Source organism: Streptomyces violaceusniger Tu 4113 (assembly GCF_000147815.2).
GTDB lineage: Bacteria > Actinomycetota > Actinomycetes > Streptomycetales > Streptomycetaceae > Streptomyces > Streptomyces violaceusniger_A.
On sequence record NC_015957.1, the window covers coordinates 4,292,741 to 4,313,903 of the forward strand.

Genomic DNA, 21,163 nt, shown 5'->3' on the forward strand with positions numbered 1-21,163 from the left:
CCTGATTTCAGCGGTCCTGTTGGGGGTCCTGTTGGGGCCCTGTTGGGGGTCCCGATTCAGCGGTCCTGATTCAGCGGTTCATCGGAGACCGTCGTCGGAGGGGACGGTCAGCTCGTTGTCGAGTGCCTGGAACAACTCCTCGTCGCTGGCCGACGCCAGATCCGCCTCGGCGGGGTCGTCACCGTCGTCGCCGTGCCATGGGCCGTCCACCTTGCGCAGCAGCTCCCGCAGCCGCACCGCGATCCGGGCCCGCTGCTCGCGGTCGGCGATTCCCCCGGTCAAGGCGGCGTCGAGGGTGTCGAGACCGGTGAGGAGCGAGCCGCCCGGCGCCACTTGGGCCGGGACCAGGAGCTCCCGCAGCAGCCGTACCACCGCGGTGGGCGTGGGGTGGTCGAAGACCAGCGTGGCGGGCAGCCGCAGACCGGTGGCGGCGCCCAGCCGGTTCCGCAGCTCCACGGCGGTCAGCGAGTCGAAGCCCAGCTCCCGGAAGTTCTGGGCGGGGTGGATGGCATCCGCCGCGTCATGGCCCAGCACCGTCGCCGTGGCGTTGCGCACCAGCTTGAGGAGCGCCTGCTGCCGGTCCTCCTCGGACAGAGTGGCGAACGCATCCGCCGGTGCCGCTCCGCCCGGGCCGGCGGCACCGGTGGCCGCCTGCGGGGCGGCGCCGCGCACCAGGCTCCTGAAGAGGGGCGGCAGATCGTCGGCGTGGGCCTCCCGCCGCAGGGTGGCCAGGTCGAGCCGGATGGGCGCCAGGGCCGGACGGCCGCTGTCGAGGGCGATGTCGAGCAGTGCGAGCCCCTGTTCGGTCTCCAGGCCCACCATCCCGGCCCGCGCCAGCCGCGCCCGGTCGGCGTCGGTCATTCCTCCGGTCATCCCGGTGGCCTGCGCCCAGTACCCCCAGGCCAGGGAGGTGGCGGGCAGGCCCTGGGCATGGCGGTGCGCGGCGAGGGCGTCCAGGAAGGCGTTGGCCGCCGCGTAGTTGCCCTGTCCCGCGGCGCCCAGCAGTCCGGCGGCCGCGGAGAACAGCACGAACGCCGACAGCCCCGCGTCGCGGGTGAGCTCATGCAGATTCCATGCCGCGTCGGCCTTCGCCCGCAACACCTCATCGAGCTGATCGGGCGTGAGCGCCTCGACCGTGGCATCGCGCAGCAGCCCGGCGGCGTGGACGACGGCGGTGAGCGGATGGCGCTCGGGAACGCTCTCCAGCAGCTTGGCCAGGGCGGCCCGGTCGGCCGCGTCACACGCGGCGATGGAGACCCGCGCGCCGAGCCCGGTCAGCTCGGCCGCCAGCTCCGTGGCACCCGGGGCGTCGAGGCCCCGGCGGCTGATGAGCAGCAGCCGCCGTACGCCGTGCTGGGCCACCAGATGGCGGGCGGTGGCGGCGCCCAGGGTGCCGGTGCCACCGGTGATGAGGACCGTGCCCTCCGGGTCGAGGGCGGTGGGGAGCGTCAGCACGATCTTGCCGATGTGGCGCGCCTGGCTGAAGTGGCGGAACGCCTCGGGAGCCCGGCGGATGTCCCACAGGGTGGTGGGCAACGGACGCAGCGTCCCGTCCTCGAACAGGGCCGACAACTCGGCCAGCATCCGCTGGATACGGTCCGGGCCCGCTCCGCCGACCAGGTCGAACGCACGGTAGAGGACCCCCGGATAGCGGGCGCCGACCTCCTCGGGGTCGCGGACGTCGGTCCGGCCCATGTCGATGAAGCGACCGCCGGGCGCCAGCAGCCGCAAGGACGCGTCCACGAAGTCACCGGCCAGCGAATTGAGCACCACATCGATGGAACCCGCGGCGGTGCGGAACCCCTCCTCGAAGTCGAGAGTGCGGGAGGAGGCGATGTGACGGTTGTCGAATCCGCGCTCCCGCAGGGCATGCCACTTGGTGGGGCCCGCCGTGGCATACACGTCGGCCCGCCAGTGGCGTGCCAACTGCACGGCCGCCAAGCCCACACCGCCGGTGGCCGCGTGCAACAGCAGCCTCTCCCCGGCCCGCAGCCCCGCGAGCTCGGCGAGACCGTAGTAGGCCGTGAGGAAGGCGGACGGTGTGGTCGCCGCCTGGGCGTACGACCACCCCGCCGGGATCCTGATGATCATCCGGGCATCGGTGACGACCAGCGGCCCGGTGCCGTTGAACAGACCCATCACCCGGTCGCCCACCGCGAACGCGTCGGTTTCCGGACCCACCTCGAGGACCACGCCCGCACCGTCGCCGCCCAGTGGCCTGGGATCCTCCACCATGCCCAGTGCCACGACCACGTCATGGAAGTTCACGCCGCCCGCCCGCAGCGCCACCCGGACCTCGCCACGGCCCAGCGGGCGGGTGTTGTCCGGGCAGTCGACCAGCGCGAGCTGGTCCAGGCTGCCGTGGCCGGTCAGCCCCAGACGCCACGTGGCCGACCCCACCGGCGGGGTGAGCCGCTTGGCCGCGTCGTCGTGAACCAGCCGCGGGACGTACGCCACACCGTCGCGCAGTGCCAACTGGGGCTCGCCCGAGGCCACGGCGCGGACCAAGGCGCGTGGTGAGGCGTCCCGTTCATCGAGGTCGAGCAGCAGGACCCGGCCGGGGTTCTCCGACTGGGCGCTGCGCACCAGACCCCACACGGCCGAGGCGGGCAGATCGTGGACATCGTCATGGCTCTGCGGGGCGACCGCCCCACGGGTGACCACGGCCAGTTGAGCGTCGGCGAGTTCAGGGGCGGCGAGGAACTCCCGCAGCACCCCGAGGGTCTGCTTGCCGAGGTCATGGGTGCGCTCCACCGGATCGCAACGACCATCGGAGGGAGAGCCGAAGAAGGCGAACACCACATCGGGGGCCGGGGCCCCGTCCGCCACGGCCGCCCGTACGGCGGCGAGATCCGGAAGGCCAGGGGCGTCGGGCAGCGCATCGGCCAGGAGGCCGCCGGCCGGCCCGATCACGGCCGAACGGCAGGTGGGGGCGCCCTCGGCCGGCGTCAGCCGCGTCCAGGAGACCTGGAACAGCGCGTTCCTGCCCGCCGCACGAGCCCGCCCCAACTGCCCGTCCGGCACCGGGCGCAGGATCAGATCGTCCACGATGGCCACCGCGGCGCCGGTGGGATCGGCCGCGAACAGCGTGAGCCGGTCCGGTGCGCTCGGGGTGATGCGGATCCGCAGGGTGTCCGCCCCGGTGGCGCGCAGCCGCAGACCACTCCAGGTGAACGGGAGCAGGACCCGGTGCGCGTCCTCGGAGCCGGGGGCGACGTCCAGGGCCCGCGCGTGCAGCGCGGCGTCGAAGAGGGCGGGATGGATGCCGTACGCGGCCGCGCCGTCACAGTCCCCTTCGGGCAGGGACACCTCGGCGTAGACGTCGCCGTCCAGCCGCCAGGCCGCGGTGAGGCCCTGGAAGGACGGTCCGTAGTGGTAGCCGTGGTCGGCGAGTTGCCGGTAGAAGTGCTCGACGGGGAGCGGGGTGGCCCCGGGAGGCGGCCAGGCGCCGTCCAGGGGCGGGGCGTCGGCCGCGGACGAGGTGGCGAGGGCCCCGGTGGCATGCCGGGTCCAGGACGCGTCGCCCGTGTCACCCGCGTCGGCCACCGGCCGGGAATGCACCGTGATCGGACGCTCCCCGGTGTGATCAGGAGCGGACACGGCGATCTGCACATCGACCGACTCGCCCTGCGGAATCACCAGCGGCGCGTGCAGGGTCAGCTCCGACACCTGGTCACAGCCGGTCCGTGCGGCGGCGTGCAGGGCGAGCTCGGCGAAGGCGGTGCCCGGTAGCAGGACGGTGTCCAGGACCCGGTGATCGTTCAGCCAGGGGTGGGTCCGCGGCGACAGTCGGCCGGTGAGTACATGCGCTCCGCCCTCCGCGAGTTCCACTGCGGCGCCGAGCAGCGGATGACCGGCGGGCCCCAGCCCGAGGTCACCCGGGTCGCCACTGTGGCCACTCCGCCCGTCCAGCCAGTAGCGCCGTCGCTGGAAGGCGTAGGTGGGCAGGTCGATGGCGCGGGGTGTGGGGTCGGCGGGGAACCAGCGGGTCCAGTCGACTGTGACTCCGGCGGTGAAGGCCTGGGCCACCGATCGCATCAACTGTGCTTGGTCGCCGTGGTCTCGTCGCAGAGTCGGCACCGCGGCTGCGGGCACACCGGCTTCCTCGAAGGTCTCTTGCATGCCGATGGTGAGGACGGGGTGGGTGCTGGCTTCGATGAATACGCGGTGGCCGTCGTCGAGGAGTGCTTGTACGGCGTCGGCGAACCGTACTTGTTCGCGGAGGTTGGTGACCCAGTAGTCGGTGTCGAGTCCGCTGGTGTCCATGCGGGTGCCGGTGACGGTCGAGTAGAACGCCACCTCCGCCTGGACGGGTTCAATCCCCGACAGCACCTCCCTCAGCTCATCCGCGATCTCGTCCACCTGGGCGCTGTGGGAGGCGTAGTCGACGTCGATGAGCCGGGCCCGGCGGCCTGTCCCTTCGCATGCGGACACGGCGTGGGCGACCTGCTCCGGTGGCCCGGAGACCACCACGGACCCCGGCCCGTTGACGGCGGCCACGCCCACCCCTTCTGCGCGTTCGCCGAGCCCGGTCAGGAACTCCTTCGCGTGGTGGTGGTTGATGGTGAGGGAGGCCATGGCGCCGTGGCCGGTGAGGCGGCGGAGGGCGTGGGCGCGGAGGGCGACGATGCGGGCGCCTTCGTCGAGGGAGAGTGCTCCGGCGACGCAGGCGGCGGCGATTTCGCCTTGGCTGTGGCCGACGACGGCGGCGGGGATGACGCCGTGGTGGTCCCATACGGCGGCGAGGGAGACCATGACGGCCCACAGGACGGGTTGGACGACGTCGACGCGGGCGAGGTCGGCGGCGTTGATACCGCCGCGCAGGACGTCGGTGAGGGACCAGTCGACGTGGGGGGTGAGGGCTTGTTCGCATTCGGTGATGCGGGTGGCGAAGGGGGGTGAGGTGTCCAGGAGTCCGGCGCCCATGCCGAGCCACTGTGAGCCCTGGCCGGGGAAGACGAGGACCGGTCCCATGCTGCCCGTGGTTGTGGTGGTGTCGGGTTCGATGAGGGCGGGGTGGGTGTTGCCGGTGGCCAGGGCGTTGAGTCCGGCGAGGAGTTCGTGGCGGTGTTGGCCGATGATGACGGCGCGGTGGTCGAAGACGGACCGGGTGCTGATCAGTGACCAGCCGACGTCCGACGGTGTGAGCTGGGGGTCGGCGGTCACTCGTTCGGTCAGTGCCGTGGCCTGGCCGCGCAAGGCCTCACGGCCACGTCCGGACACCACCCACGGCACCACATCACCTGCGGCAACACTGCCCGGCGAGGTGTCCGGTGCGGGGGCGGCCTCGGCCGGTTCGGGTGCCTGCTCAAGGATCAGATGAGCGTTCGTACCGCTGATGCCGAACGCCGACACACCGGCCCGGCGCGGACGCTCCCCACGCGGCCAAGGAACCGGCTCGGTCAGCAGCCGCACCGCACCCGACGCCCAGTCGGCGTGGGGAGTCGGCTCGTCGATATGCAGCGAGGCGGGCAGCAGCTCATGCCGCATCGCCATCACCATCTTGATCACACTGGCCGCACCGGCGGCGGCCTGGGTATGCCCCAGGTTGGACTTGATCGAGCCGAGCCACAGCGGCCCGACCTCCGGCCTGCCCTGGCCGTACGTGGCCAGCAGCGCCTGCGCCTCGATCGGGTCACCCAGCGTGGTCCCCGTGCCGTGTCCATCGACCGCGTCCACCTCGGCGGCGGACAACTGCGCGTTCGCCAGCGCCTGCCGGATCACCCGTTGCTGCGAGGGCCCGTTCGGCGCCGTGAGACCGTTGCTCGCGCCGTCCTGGTTGACCGCCGAACCCCGGATCACCCCGAGAACACGGCGGTTGCGGCGCTGTGCCTCGCACAGGCGCTCCAGGACGATCAACCCGGCGCCCTCGCCCCATCCGGTGCCGTCTGCGGCCGCCGCGAACGGCTTGCAACGGCCGTCCGGGGCCATGCCACGCTGACGGGAGAACTCGATGAACGCGCCGGGCGTCGCCATCACGGCCACCCCGCCGGCCAGGGCCAGATCACATTCGCCGTGGCGCAGCGCCTGAGTGGCCAGATGGATGGCGACCAGCGATGAGGAACACGCGGTGTCCACCGTGACCGCCGGACCCTCGAGGCCGAGCGAGTACGCGACGCGGCCGGACACCACACTGCCGAGGTTCCCGGCGCCGACGTAGCCCTCCACCTCGCTGGTGATGTTGCCGATGACCGACAGATAGTCATGCGAACCCACCCCGGCGAACACCCCGGTGTTACTGCCGCTCAGCGACTCCCGATTGAGCCCGGCGCGTTCGAATGCCTCCCACGCGGTCTCCAGCAGCAGCCGCTGCTGGGGGTCCATGGCCTGAGCCTCGCGGGGGCTGATGTCGAAGAAGGCCGCGTCGAATGCGGTCGCGTCGTAGCAGAATCCGCCCTGGTCCACATAGGACTTCCCATAGCTTTCGGGGTCCGGGTCGAACAGCTCCTCGGTGCCCCACCCCCGGTCCGTGGGAAAGCCGGAGACGGCGTCCTCCCCGTCCCGCACCAGCCGCCACAGCTCCTCCGGCGACCGCACCCCACCCGGATAGCGGCAGGCCATGCCCACGATCGCGATGGGCTCCGGCTCGGCGGACTCGGCCTCCCGCAGACGCTCACGGGTCTGGCGCAACTCGGCCGTGACCCACTTGAGGTGGTCGAGCAGCTTCTCTTCGTTCGACATCTAGCGGAGGCTCCTTGGCGCGTCGCGGAGGATGGGGGTCATCGGGCTCACGACTTTCCGAACTCGTCGGAGATGAGGTCGAAGATGTCTTCTGCGGTCGCCGTCTCGAGCTCGCTGTGGGCCGCGGAACGCTCCGTTTCCCGTTCCGTGTCGCTCCACTTGGCCAGCAGCAGCCGCAGTCGCCCGGTGATCCGCCGACGGGCCGCCTCGTCCACCCCCGAGGGCGCCGAGACCGCGTCCCACCGGTCGAGCTCCGACAGCAGATGTCCCTCGGAGGTCAGCTCCCCCTCGACGAGCCGCTCGCGCAGAAAGTCGGCCAGCTCCTTGGGGGTGGGGTGGTCGAAGACCAGGGTGGGCGGAAGGTCGAGACCGGTGGCGGCGGAGAGCCGATGCCCGAATTCGACGGCCGTGAGGGAGTCGAATCCCAGCTCCTGGAACGGCTGGGCGGGTGGAATGGCATCGATGGTGGGGTGACCGAGGATCGCTGCGGCATGCGTCTGGATGTGATGGAGGAGAAGCTGATGCTGCTGGGCGGGGGTGCCGGTGGCCAACTGCCGCTGAAGCGAACTGCTCACGGCCACGGCGTCGTCCGGGGCGGTATCGGCGCTCGGCGACGCGGCGGCGGCCAGGTCGGACAGCAGCGGACTGGGCCGCTGTGCGGTGAAACCGGCCGGGAACTTCTCCCAGTCGATGTCCGCGATGGTGACCGTGGTGTCGCCGTGGTCGAGGGAGTGCTGGAGCGAGGCGATGGCGAGATCGGTGTCCAGAGGACGCATCCCGCGCCGGCGGTAGTACTCGACGACGGCCTCGTCGGCGGCCATCCCCGCATCGCTCCAGGGTGCCCAGGCGAGGCTGGTGGCGGGGAGCCCCCGGGTGCGGCGGTGCTCGGCGAGGGCGTCGAGATAGGCGTTGGCGGCGGCGTAGGAGGGCTGCCGGCTCCCGCCCCACGCGGCCGCGCCGGACGAGAAGAGCACGAACGCGCTGAGGTCGAGATCCTCGGTGAGTTCATGGAGAAGGGTGGCCGCGAGCGCCTTGGGCCGCAGCACCGCCTCGATCCCCGGAAGATCCACCTCGGCGAGCGGGGTGTTCTCCGCGATACCGGCGGCGTGGATGACGGCGGTGAGGGGGTGTGCGGTGGGGATGGTGTCGAGGAGGTGCTGGAGTGCGGTGCGGTCGGAGGCGTCGCAGGCGGTGATGGTGACGGTGGTGCCCAGGGTGGTGAGTTCTTGGGCGAGTTGGGTGGCGCCGGGGGCGTCGGGTCCGGAGCGGCTGATGAGGTGGAGATGGGGTGCGTCGTGGCGGGCGAGCCAGCGGGCGACATGGGCGCCGAGACCGCCGGTGCCGCCGGTGATCAGGGTCGTCCCGGTGGGGCGCCACGCGGTGGGTGCGGTGTCCGGGCAGGCGGCGCGCTCCAGCCGGCGGGCCAGGGCGGTGGAGCGGATGGCCACCTGGTCCTCGGGCTGTCCGGGCACCAGCACTGCGGCGATACGGGCGGGGGTACGGGCGTCGACGACGGCCGGAAGGTCGATGAGACCGCCCCAGAGATGCGGGTGTTCCAGCGCCGCGACCCGGCCCATACCCCAGATCTGGGCCTGGTGCGGATGGGGGAGCGGATCGGTGGCGACGGCGGCCACCGCACCCTGAGTGACGCACCACAGGGGCGCGACCAGCGCCGTCTGGCTGAGGGCTTGGACGAGCGCGGCCGTCGCGGCCAGCCCCAGAGGGACGGCCGGGTGGTCGGGGTGGGGCGTCTGGTCGAGTGCGAGCAGACTCAGAATGCCCTCGGGTGTGCTGCCGTCGGGCAGATGCGAGACCAGCGGGGCAAGGGCATCGCGCCGGGCCTCCGCGCCATCGACCGACAGAAGCTCATGGGCCGCGCCATGGGCGTCGAGCGCCTGGGCGGCGGCGTGGACGGCCGGGTGGTCCTCCAGCCCGGAGGGGACGAGCAGCAGCCAGGTCCCGCTGAGCGTCGGCGCGGTGGCGGGGTCCGGCAACTGCCTCCACGCGACGCGATAGCGCCAGGAGTCGATGGTGGACCGTTCGCGGTGCCGGCGCCGCCAGGTCGACAGTACGGGGAGCGCCGGCAGCAGGGCGTCGACGCCGGGGCTGTCCTTCTCCAACTGGAGTGTGCTGGTGAGGGTGTCGACGTCGAGCTCTTCGATGGCGTCCCAGAGCCTGGCCTCGGCCGGGTCGTGGCCGTTGGCATTGGTGTCGGCGCGCGGAGCGGGCGGGGCGAGCCAGTAGTGCTGGTGTTGGAAGGCGTAGGTGGGGAGGTCGATGGTGTGGGGGGTGGGGGTGGCGGGGTACCAGCTGGTCCAGTCGATGGTGGTTCCGGTGGTGTGGAGTTGGGCGAGGGTGTGGGTGAGGGCCTGTGTGTCGGGTTGTTTGCGGGTGAGGGTGGAGGTGGTGAGGGGGGTCGGCCGGTCGGTGGCGTTGTTCTGCTCGGTATTGGTCGTGGTGTGGTGGTGGAGGGTGTGGTGGGTTGCGGTGGTGAGGATGGGGTCGGGGCCGAGTTCGAGGTAGGTGCTGGTGTGGGGTGCGGTGTGGGTGATGGCGGGGTGGAAGTGGACGGGTTGGCGGATGTGCTGGGTCCAGTAGTCGGGGGTGGTGATGTGGTCGTCTGCTGGTTGTCCGGTGAGGTTGCTGATGAGGGGGATGGTGGGTGGGTGGTAGGTCAGTCCGCTGATTGCCTCCTTGAAGGGCTTGAGGATGGGGTCCATCAGGGGGGAGTGGAAGGCGTGGCTGACCGTCAGTGTCTTGGTCTTACGGCCCTTGGCCGCCCAGGTGGTGCTGATGTTGGTGACGAGGTGGGTTGGGCCGGAGATGACGGTGTTGCCGGGGGTGTTGAGGGCGGCGATGCTCACCTGGCCGTCGTATCGGGCTAGATCCTCGGCGAGTTCGTCGGGGGTGGCGGAGATGGTGGTCATGCCTCCGCCTTCGGGGAGTTCTCCCATGAGGGTGGCGCGGGTGGCGACGAGGTGGCAGGCGTCGGGGAGGTCGAAGACTCCGGCGATGTGGGCTGCCGCGATTTCGCCGATGGAGTGGCCGATGACGGCGTCGGGGCGTACGCCGACGGAGTCGAGCAGCCGGGCTAGGGCGATGTGCAGGGCGAACAGTCCGGCCTGGGCGTAGGTGGTGTGGTCCAGCAGCGCCGCGTCTTCGGGGGCGTGGCTGAAGGCCAGCTCCCGCAGCGGGTGCTCCAGGTGCGGGTCGAGGAGGCCGCAGACCTCGTCGAAGGCTTCGGCGAAGACGGGGAAGCGGTCGTAGAGTTCGGCTCCCATGCCGGGGCGCTGGCTGCCCTGCCCGCTGAAGAGGAACACCGTTTGGCCGGTCGCCTCGGGGGTCTCTCCGGGGTGCACCAGACTCGGATGTGGTTCTTCGGCGGCCAGCGCCTCCAGCCCCGCCACCAGCTCCTCGCGGTCCTGGCCGATCACCACGGCCCGGTGGTCGAAGAGCGTCCTCGTCCGCAGCAGGGACCAGCCCACCTCGGCCGGTGTCACCTCGGGATCGTTGCTGATGCGCCCGGTCAAGGCTCGCGCCTGGCCCCGCAGTGCCGCCTCGCTCTGGGCGGAGACCACCCACGGAGCCACACCGGCGGCGTTCGATACCGGGGTGGGCTCGATCGGTTCGGGGGCCTGCTCAAGGATGAGATGCGCGTTCGTACCGGAGATGCCGAAGGAGGAGATCCCCGCCCGGCGGGGCCGTTCGCCCTGGGGCCATGGGACGGGTTCGGTGAGCAGGCTCAGGTCGCCCGCGTTCCAGTCGACATGGGGTGTCGGTTCGTCGATGTGCAGTGAGGCGGGCAGTACCCCATGCCGCATCGCCATCACCATCTTGATGACCCCGGCCACTCCGGCGGCGGCCTGGGTGTGGCCGATGTTGGACTTGATGGAGCCGAGCCACAGCGGACGTCCCTCGTCCCGCTCCTGCCCGTACGTGGCCAGCAGCGCCTGGGCCTCGATCGGGTCACCCAGCGTCGTGCCCGTACCGTGTGCCTCCACCGCGTCCACCTCGGACGCTGACAGCCGGGCGTTGGCGAGCGCCTGCCGGATCACGCGCTGCTGCGACGGCCCGTTCGGCGCGGTGAGGCCGTTGCTGGTGCCGTCCTGGTTGACGGCCGAGCCACGGACGACGGCCAGCACTCGGTGGCCGTTGCGCCGCGCGTCCGACAGCCGTTCCAGCAGTACGAGACCGGCGCCCTCGCCCCACACCATGCCGTCCGCCGCCGCCGCGAACGGCTTGCAGCGCGCGTCGGGCGCCAGACCGCGCTGGCGCGAGAACTCGATGAACGCGCCCGGGGTGGCCATCACCGTCACGCCACCCGCCAGGGCCATCGTGCATTCGCCCTGCCGCAGCGCCTGGGCGGCCAGATGCATCGCCACCAGCGAGGACGAGCACGCCGTGTCCACCGTGACCGCCGGGCCTTCGAGGCCGAACGAGTACGCCACCCGGCCGGACACCACACTGCCGATATTGCCCGTGGCGACATAGCCTTCGATGTCGCTCGCCGTATCGCCGGTGAGGGACAGATAGTCCTGCGACGTCACCCCCGCGAACACTCCCGTGTTGCTGCCCGCGAGCGTGTCCCGGTCCAGGCCCGCGTTCTCGAAGGTCTCCCAGGCGGTTTCCAGGAGCAGACGCTGCTGGGGGTCCATGGCGACCGCCTCGCGCGGGCTGATGCCGAAGAACCCGGGATCGAACTCGGCCGCCTGATAGAGGAAACCGCCCTCCCGGACGTAGCTCGTCCCCGCGCGGTCGGGGTCGGGGTCGTAGAGCGCGTTCAGATCCCAGTTGCGGTCGGTGGGCATTTCCGCGATGGCATCGCGATGGGCGACGACCAGGTCCCACAGATCCTTCGGGGAGTGTGCGTCGCCGGGGTAGCGGCAGGCCATGCCGACGATCGCGATCGGCTCGTCCTGGGCGGCCGTGGTGGGGCTGTGCGCGGCGACGGCGATCTGCTGGCCCGTGAGTTCGGCGCGCAGGTACGTCGCGAGGGCGTTGGGCGTGGGATGGTCGAAGACGAGCGCGGGCGCGAGGTCGATTCCGGTGGCGGTGGCGAGCTGGTTGCGCAGCTCCACGGCGGTCAGGGAGTCGAATCCGAGCTCCTGGAACGGCTGGGCGGGCGGAATGGCCTCCGGCCCGGAATGGCCCAGGATCGAGGCCGCGAGGGACTGGATCCGTTCGAGCAGGAGTTGGTGCTGCTGCGCGGGGGTGCCGGCGGTGAGCCGCTGCTGGAGCGAGGTGCCGGCGGACGCGCCCGTTGATGCGCTGGTGGTTCCCTCGGTCGCGTTCTCGGCGGCCGTGTTGAGGTCGTCGAGCAGCGGGCTGGGCCGCTGGGCGGTGAAGGCCGTCGGGAACTTCTCCCAGTCGATGTCCGCGACGGTGATCGTGGTGTCGCGGTGGTCCAGGGCGTGTTGGAGCGATGCCACGGCCAGTTCGGGGCTCAGCGGAGACAGTCCCCGTCGGCCGTAGAACGCGAGCGCCGTCTCGTCGGCGGCCATGCCCGCGTCGCCCCAGGGGCCCCAGGCGAGGCTGGTGGCGGGGAGTCCCCGGGTGCGGCGGTGCTCGGCGAGGGCGTCGAGATAGGTGTTCGCGGCGGCGTAGGCGCCTTGCCGACTGCCGCCCCACGCGGCCGCGCCGGACGAGAAGAGCACGAACGCGCTGAGGTCGAGCCCCTGCGTCAGCTCATGCAGATGAGCGGCGGCCAGGGCCTTGGGCCCGAGCACATGCTCCAGTCGCTCCGGCCCCAGATCGGCGATGAGCTCGGTGTCCGACGTTCCGGCGGCGTGGATGACGGCGGTGAGGGGGTGTGCGGTGGGGATGGTGTCGAGGAGGTGCTGGAGTGCGGTGCGGTCGGAGGCGTCGCAGGCGGTGATGGTGACGGTGGTGCCCAGGGTGGTGAGTTCTTGGGCGAGTTGGGTGGCGCCGGGGGCGTCGGGTCCGGAGCGGCTGATGAGGTGGAGATGGGGTGCGTCGTGGCGGGCGAGCCAGCGGGCGACATGGGCGCCGAGACCGCCGGTGCCGCCGGTGATGAGCGTGGTACCCGTGGGCTGCCAGGTCCTGGGCGCAGTGGCGGGAGTACTGGCCCTACGGAGGCGCCGGGCGTAGCTGCCGGTGGCACGGATGGCGGTCTGGTCCTCCGGTCGACGGGGGGCGAGCAGGGCGGCCAGACGGTCGGCGGTGTGGTGGTCGATGACGCTCGGGAGGTCGATCAGGCCACCCCAGCGGCGAGGGTGTTCCAGGGCCGCGGCGCGGCCCAGTCCCCATGTCTGCGCTTGCCGCGGGGTCGGGAGCGGATCACCGGGACCGGTGGCGACGGCGCCCTGGGTGAGGCACCACAGCGGCGCCGGGATCTCTGCGTCGCCGAGGGCCTGGACGAGCGCGGTGGTCGCGGCCAGCCCGGAGGGCACGGCGGCGTAGTCGGGGTGCGGCTCCTCGTCGAGGGCGAGCAGGCTCAGCACTCCGGAGGGTTCGCTCTCCGAGGCCAGCCGGGTGAGGTGGACCGCCAAGGTGTCACGATCGACAGTGTGGGTGTCGAGCACATGGCGGAGCGGGGTGGCGCCGTAGGCGGTCAGTGCCTGCTCGGCGGTTGCCACGGCAGGATGGTCGGATTGGCCGGCGGGGACGATCAGGAGCCAGGTGCCGGAGAGGGCCGGAGGCGCGGAGGGAGCGGAAAGGCGCTTCCAGGTGGTCTGATACCGCCAGGAATTGATGACCGACTGCTCCCGGTGATGCCGCCGCCAGGCGGACAGCGTCGGGAGAACAGCGCTCAGCATGGGCTGCCGATCCGCCGGTGAATCGATGGTCGCCGCGAGCGCTTCCAGATCCTCGCGCTCCACCGCCTCCCAGAACTTCCTGTCGACCAGACCTGCCTCGGTGGGCGTCGGATCCGAGGAGGAGGCCGACGACAGCCAGTAGTGCTGGTGTTGGAAGGCGTAGGTGGGGAGGTCGATGGTGTGGGGGGTGGGGGTGGCGGGGTACCAGCTTGTCCAGTCGATGGTGGTTCCGCTGGTGTGGAGTTGGGCGAGGGTGTGGGTGAGGGCCTGTGTGTCGGGTTGTTTGCGGGTGAGGGTGGAGGTGGTGAGGGGGGTCGGCCGGTCGGTGGCGTTGTTCTGCTCGGTATTGGTCGTGGTGTGGTGGTGGAGGGTGTGGTGGGTTGCGGTGGTGAGGATGGGGTCGGGGCCGAGTTCGAGGTAGGTGCTGGTGTGGGGTGCGGTGTGGGTGATGGCGGGGTGGAAGTGGACGGGTTGGCGGATGTGCTGGGTCCAGTAGTCGGGGGTGGTGATGTGGTCGTCCGCTGGTTGTCCGGTGAGGTTGCTGATGAGGGGGATGGTGGGTGGGTGGTAGGTCAGTCCGCTGATTGCCTCCTTGAAGGGCTTGAGGATGGGGTCCATCAGGGGGGAGTGGAAGGCGTGGCTGACCGTCAGTGTCTTGGTCTTACGGCCCTTGGCCGCCCAGGTGGTGCTGATGTCGGTGACGAGGTGGGTTGGGCCGGAGATGACGGTGTTGCCGGGGGTGTTGAGGGCGGCGATGCCTACTTGGCCGTCGTATCGGGCCAGGTCTTCGGCGAGTTCGTCGGGGGTGGCGGTGATGGTGGTCATGCCTCCGCCTTCGGGAAGCCCACCCATGAGGGTGGCGCGGGTGGCGACGAGGTGGCAGGCGTCGGGGAGGTCGAAGACTCCGGCGATGTGGGCGGCGGCGATTTCGCCGATGGAGTGGCCGATGACGGCGTCGGGGCGTACGCCGACGGAGTCGAGCAGCCGGGCCAGGGCGATGTGCAGGGCGAACAGTCCGGCCTGGGCGTAGGTGGTGTGGTCCAGCAGCGCCGCGTCTTCGGGGGCGTGGCTGAAGACCAGCTCCCGCAGCGGATGTTCGAGATGCGGGTCGAGGAGGCCGCAGACCTCGTCGAAGGCTTCGGCGAAGACGGGGAAGCGGTCGTAGAGTTCGGCTCCCATGCCGGGGCGCTGGCTGCCCTGCCCGCTGAAGAGGAACACGGTCTGACCGGTCGCATCGCCGGTCGTCTCCCCGGGCTCCACCAGGCCCGGATGCGGCTCTCCGGCGGCCAGTGCTTCCAGCCCCGCCACCAGCTCCGCACGGTCCCGGCCGATCACCACCGCGCGATGGTCGAAGAGTGTTCTGGTCCGCAGCAGGGACCAGCCTAGATCCGTAGCGCTCACCCCCGGGTCGGCGTTTGCCCGTGCGGCCAGCGCCCGCGCCTGGCCCCGTAGCGCCTCCGTACCGCGCGCCGATACCACCCACGGCACCGGCCCGCCCACCGGCTCGGCCTCGACGGCTTCGACCGCCATCGGCTCCTCGGGGGCCTGCTCCACGATGACATGCGCATTGGTCCCGCTGATGCCGAAGGAGGAGACTCCCGCCCGGCGTGGATGTTCGTCCCCTGGCCATTCCCGCGCCTTGGTCAGCAGGTGGACATCGCCCGCGTTCCAGTCGACATGCGGGGTCGGTTCGTCGATGTGCAGTGAGGCGGGCAGCACCCCATGCCGCATTGCCATCACCATCTTGATGACCCCGGCCACTCCGGCGGCGGCCTGGGTGTGGCCGATGTTGGACTTGATGGAGCCGAGCCACAGCGGACGTCCCTCGTCCCGCTCCTGGCCGTACGTGGCCAGCAGCGCCTGCGCCTCGATCGGATCGCCGAGCGTGGTCCCGGTGCCGTGCCCCTCCACCACATCGACCTCTGCGGGCGACAACCGGGCGTTGGCGAGCGCCTGGCCGATGACCCGCTGCTGTGAGGGCCCGTTCGGCGCGGTCAGGCCGTTGCTGGTGCCGTCCTGGTTGACCGCGGAACCCCGGACGACAGCCAGCACTCGGTGGCCGTTGCGCCGCGCGTCCGACAGCCGTTCCAGCAGCAGAAGCCCGGCGCCCTCGCCCCAGCCGGTGCCGTCGGCCGCCGATGCGAACGGCTTGCACCGGCCGTCGGCCGCCAGACCGCGCTGGCGGGAGAACTCGATGAAGGTGGTCGGCGTGGCCATCACCGTCACGCCGCCCGCCAGAGCCATCGTGCATTCGCCCTGCCGCAGCGATTGAGCCGCCAGATGCATGGCCACCAGCGAGGACGAGCAGGCCGTGTCCACCGTGACCGCGGGCCCTTCGAGGCCGAACGCGTACGCCACCCGGCCGGACATGACACTCGGCGTACCGCCCGCGAGCAGATATCCCTCGACCTCCCGCGCCGAGGAACTTCCGGAGGCGCCGTAGCCCTGATAGGTGCCGCCCGCGAAGACACCGGTGACGCTTCCGGCGAGCGTGTCCCGGTCCAGGCCCGCGTTCTCGAAGGTCTCCCAGGCGGTTTCCAGAAGCAGACGCTGTTGGGGGTCCATGGCGAGCGCTTCGCGCGGGCTGATGCCGAAGAACGCCGCGTCGAACCCGGCCGCGTCGTGGAGGAAGCCGCCCTCGCGCGCATAGCTGGTGCCCAGATGCTCGGGGTCGGGGTCGAAGAGGGTGTTCAGATCCCAGTCACGGTCGGTGGGCATCTCCCCGACGGCGTCCCGGCCCGCGGTGACCAGCTCCCACAACTCCTCGGGTGAGCGCACGCCACCCGGGTAGCGGCAGGCCATGCCGACGATCGCGATCGGCTCGTCGTCGGCGACCGCGGACGCCGTATGGGTGCTGACGGCGGCCTTCCGCCCCGTCAGTTCGGCGCCCAGATAGGTGGCGAGCGCATTCGGCGTCGGATGGTCGAAGACCAGCGCCGGGGCGAGTGGGAGGCCGGTGGTGGCGGCGAGCTGATTGCGCAGCTCGACCGCGGTGAGGGAGTCGAAGCCCAGCTCCTGGAAGGGCTGCGCCGGGGGAATCGCGTCCAGGCCGGGGTGACCGAGGATTGTCGCGGCCAGGCTCTGGATATGGCGGACCAGGATCTGGTGCCGCTGCGCGGCCGGCGCCGCGCTGAGCCGCTGACGCAACGGATTGTCGTCGGCGGTGTCCGTGGGCGTGGCGGCCTCCGCGGCCGACGGCATCAGATGGGCGAGGAACGGACTCGGGCGCTGCGCGGTGAACGTACCGCCGAACCTCGCCCAGTCGACATCCGCGATCGTGACGGCCGTGTCGTGGTGTGTCAGGGCGTGGTGCAGCGACGCGATGGCGAGGTCGGTGGGGAGCGGCGAGAGACCGCGCCGCTTGAGATGGGAGAGCGTGTGCTGGTCGGCGGCCATGCCTGCCTCGCCCCACGGGCCCCAGGCAAGGCTGGTGGCGGGCAGGCCCCGGGTATGGCGGTGGTCGGCGAGTGCGTCCAGGTAGGTGTTCGCGGCGGCGTAGGCGGCCTGGTGCCCGCTGCCCCAGGTGGCGGCGTTCGACGAGAAGAGAACGAAGGCCGTGAGATCGAGATGCTGGGTGAGGTCGTGCAGATGAGCGGCAGCCAGGGTCTTGGACCGCAGAACGGACTGCAACCGCCCGGGGTCCAGCTCGCTGATCTGCCCGAGTTCCATCGTGCCGGCGGTGTGGAAGACGGCGGTGAGGGGGTGCTCGGCGGGGACGGTGTCGATGAGCTGCCGGAGCGCGTCACGGTCGGAGGCGTCGCAGGTGGTGATGGTGACGTCCGTGCCCAGAGCGGTGAGCTCCTCGCTGAGCTCGGACGCCCCGGGCGCGTCGGGTCCGGAACGGCTGATGAGGTGGAGATGGGGCGCGCCCCGGTGGGCCAGCCAGCGGGCGAGCTGGGCGCCGAGACCCCCGGTGCCACCGGTGACGAGCGTGCTCCCCGACGGCTCCCAGGGCGCGGGGGCGGTGTCGCCGGCGGGCACACGGATGAGGCGGCGCGCGTACGTTCCGGTGGTGCGGATGGCGGCCTGGTCCTCGGGTTGCCCGGCTACGAGAAGGGCTGCCAGCCGACCCGCGGTGTGGTGGGTCATGGTGGTGGGCAGATCGATGAGTCCGCCCCAGCGCTGCGGATGTTCCAGCGCGGCCACGCGGCCGAACCCCCAGATCTGCGACTGCTCGGGGTGGGGGAGGAGGTCGCTGCGACCGGTGGCGACGGCTCCCTGGGTGACGCACCACAGGGGCGCGCTGATGTCGGCGTCACCGAGAGCCTGGAGGAGAGCGACGGTGGCGCCGAGCCCGGCGGGCACCGCGGAGTGGCCGGCGAGCGGTTCCTGGTCGAGGGCGAGCAGGCTGATGACTCCGGCGGGCTGGGCCTCCTCGGGCAGCCGGCCGAGGCGTTCGCGGAGCGCGGCGCGGTCGATGTCATGAGCGTCCACCGCCAACGGGAGCGCCGTCGCGCCGTGCGCCCGCAGCGCCTGGACGGTGACCTGGACCGTCGCGTGCTCCTCCTGCCCGGCAGGGGCGACCACCAGCCAGGTTCCGGTCAGGGCCGGTGTGGCCGGGTCGGGGAGCTGTTGCCAAGTGGCCCGGTAGCGCCAGGAGTCGATGGTGGAGCGTTCGCGGTGCTGACGCCGCCAGGCGGACAGTACGGGGAGCGCGGGCAGCAGGGCGTCGATGCCGGGGCTGCCCTTCTCCAGCCGGAGCGTGCTGGTGAGGGCGTCGACGTCCAGCTCTTCGATGGCATGCCAGAGCTGGGCCTCGGCCGGGTCCTCCGCAGCCCCCTCGAAGCTCGTACGGGCGGCGGGCGGGGCCAGCCAGAAGCGCTGGTGCTGGAAGGCATACGTCGGCAACCCGACCACCTGGGGCGTCGGGTCGACGGGGAACCAACTGGTCCAGTCGACTTCGACACCGGCGCTGTGCAGCCGGGCGAGGGCGTGGGTGAGGGCCTGTCCCTCAGGCTGCTTACGGGTGAGGGCGGACGTGACCAGGGGCGTCGGCCGGTCGGTGGCGTTGTTCTGCTCGGTATTGGTCGTGGTGTGGTGGTGGAGGGTGTGGTGGGTTGCGGTGGCGAGAACGGGGTCGGGGCCGAGTTCGAGGTAGGTGCTGGTCTGGGGTGCGGTGTGGGTGATGGCGGGGTGGAAGTGGACAGGTTGGCGGATGTGCTGGGCCCAGTAGTCGGGGGTGGCGATGTGCTCATCCGCTGGTTGTCCGGTGAGGTTGCTGATGAGGGGGATGGTGGGCGGGTGGTAGGTCAGCCCGCTGATTGCCTCCTTGAAAGGCTCGAGGATGGGGTCCATCAAGGGTGAGTGGAAGGCGTGGCTGACGGTGAGGGTACGCGTTTTGCGGCCACGTTCGGCCCAGGAGTTGCTGATGTCGGTGACGAGGTCGATCGGGCCCGAGATGACGGTGTTGCCGGGGGTGTTGAGGGCGGCGATGCTCACCTGGCCGTCGTGTCGGGCTAGATCCTCGGCGAGTTCGTCGGGGGTGGCGGTGATGGTGGCCATGCCTCCGCCCTCGGGGAGTTCTCCCATGAGGGTGGCGCGGGTGGCGACGAGGTGGCAGGCGTCGGGGAGGTCGAAGACTCCGGCGATGTGGGCGGCGGCGATTTCGCCGATGGAGTGGCCGATGACGGCGTCGGGGCGTACGCCGACGGAGTCGAGCAGCCGGGCCAGGGCGATGTGCAGGGCGAACAGCCCCGCCTGGGCATAGGTGGTGTGATCCAGTAGCGCCGCGTCTCCGGGGTCTTGGCTGAAAACCAGCTCCCGCAGCGGGTGCTCCAGATGAGGGTCGAGGAGGCCGCAGACCTCGTCGAAGGCTTCGGCGAAGACGGGGAAGCGGTCGTAGAGTTCGACTCCCATGCCGGGGCGCTGGCTGCCCTGCCCGCTGAAGAGGAACACCGTTTGGCCGGTCGCCTCGGCGGCCTGTCCGGGGTGCGCCAGACTCGGATGTGGTTCCCCGGCGGCCAGCGCCTCCAGCCCCGCCACCAGCTCCGCACGGTCCTGGCCGATCACCACGGCCCGGTGGTCGAAGAGCGTCCTCGTCCGCAGCAGGGACCAGCCCACCTCCGCGGCGCTCACCCCCGGGTCGGCGTTCACCCGTGCGGTCAACGCCCTCGCCTGGCCTCGCAGCGCCTCCGTACCGCGTGCCGACACCACCCACGGCACCGGCCCGCCCACCGGCTCCACCACGACCGCAACGGGCTCCACCTCGGCGGCCACCAGTTCCACCGCCACCGGCTCCGCCTCGGCGGCCACCAGCTCCCCCGCCACCGGCTCCACCGGCTCCGCCTCGAGGTCCCCAAGCGCTGTCGCGGTCTCCTCGGGGGCCTGCTCCAGGATCAGATGGGCGTTCGTCCCGCTGATGCCGAAGGAGGAGACCCCTGCCCGGCGTGGATGCTCGCCCCGCGGCCACTCCCGCGCCTCGGTCAGCAGATGGACATCGCCCGCGTTCCAGTCGACATGGGGTGTCGGCTCATCGATGTGCAGTGAGGCGGGCAGTACCCCATGCCGCATCGCCATCACCATCTTGATGACACCGGCCGCACCCGCCGCCATCTGGGCATGCCCGATGTTCGACTTGATGGACCCCAGCCACAGCGGGCGTCCCTCGTCCCGCTCCTGCCCGTACGTGGCCAGCAGCGCCTGGGCCTCGATCGGGTCACCGAGCGTGGTCCCCGTGCCATGCGCCTCGACGGCGTCCACCTCGGACGGGGACAGCCGGGCGTTGGCGAGCGCCTGCCGGATCACGCGCTGCTGCGACGGCCCGTTGGGCGCGGTCAGGCCGTTGCTGGCGCCGTCCTGGTTGACCGCCGTGCCCCGGATCACGGCCAGCACCTGGTGGCCGTTGCGCCGCGCGTCCGACAGTCGCTCCAGCAGCAGGACGCCCACGCCCTCGGCCAGGGTCATGCCGTCGCTGTTCGCCGAGAACGCCTTGGACCTGCCGTCCGGGGCGAGCCCTCGCAGCTCGCTGAAGCCGATGAACGGCGCCGTGGAGGACATCACGGCCACGCCCCCGGCCAGCGCCATATCGCATTCGCCCTGCCGGATCGCCTGGCAGGCCAGATGCATGGCGACCAGGGAGGAGGAGCACGCGGTGTCCACCGTCACCGCGGCGCCCTCCAGACCGAGGGTGTACGCCACCCGGCCGGACACCACACTGGCGGAGTTGCCGATGGTGAAGTAGCCGGCCGAGCCCTCGGGCACCTGGGAGGCGTCGGAGCAGTAGTCGAGGTGATCGCAGCCGATGAAGGTGCCCGTCCGGCTGCCCCGCAGCGACTCCGGGTCGACACCGGCGTGCTCGATGGCCTCCCAGGACGCCTCCAGGGCCAGCCGCTGCTGCGGGGCCATCCCGAGAGCCTCGCGGGGGCTGATGCCGAAGAACGTGGCGTCGAATCCCGCGGGGTCGTCGATGAAGCCGCCCTCGCGCGTATAACTCGTCCCCGGGTGGTCCGGATCGGGATGGAAGAGATTCTCCAGATCCCAATTACGGTCGGTGGGGAGTTCCGAGATGGCGTCCCGCTCCGTGGCGACCAGTTCCCACAGCTCTTCGGGGGACCGTACGCCTCCGGGAAAGCGGCAGGACATTCCCACGATCGCGACCGGCTCATGCCCCGCGGACTCGACATCCTTGAGACGGCGCTGGGTCTGACGGAGATCCGCCGTCACCCGCTTCAGATAGTCGAGCAGCTTCTCTTCATTGCCCGCCATGG

Annotated in this window: 1 protein-coding gene and 1 pseudogene; both read right to left on the reverse strand. The window is 71.4% G+C overall.

What is annotated here, in order from left to right; genetic code table 11:
- Positions 1-78 precede the first annotated feature (78 nt).
- Positions 79-6,681: pseudogene (locus tag STRVI_RS18150) on the reverse strand (SDR family NAD(P)-dependent oxidoreductase); the annotation flags it as partial.
- A 47-nt stretch (positions 6,682-6,728) separates the two neighbouring features.
- Positions 6,729-21,161: a type I polyketide synthase gene (locus tag STRVI_RS18155; protein WP_014057129.1), complete on the reverse strand. Its 14,433-nt coding sequence runs from the start codon at positions 21,159-21,161 to the stop codon at positions 6,729-6,731.
- Between the last annotated feature and the right edge of the window lie 2 nt (positions 21,162-21,163).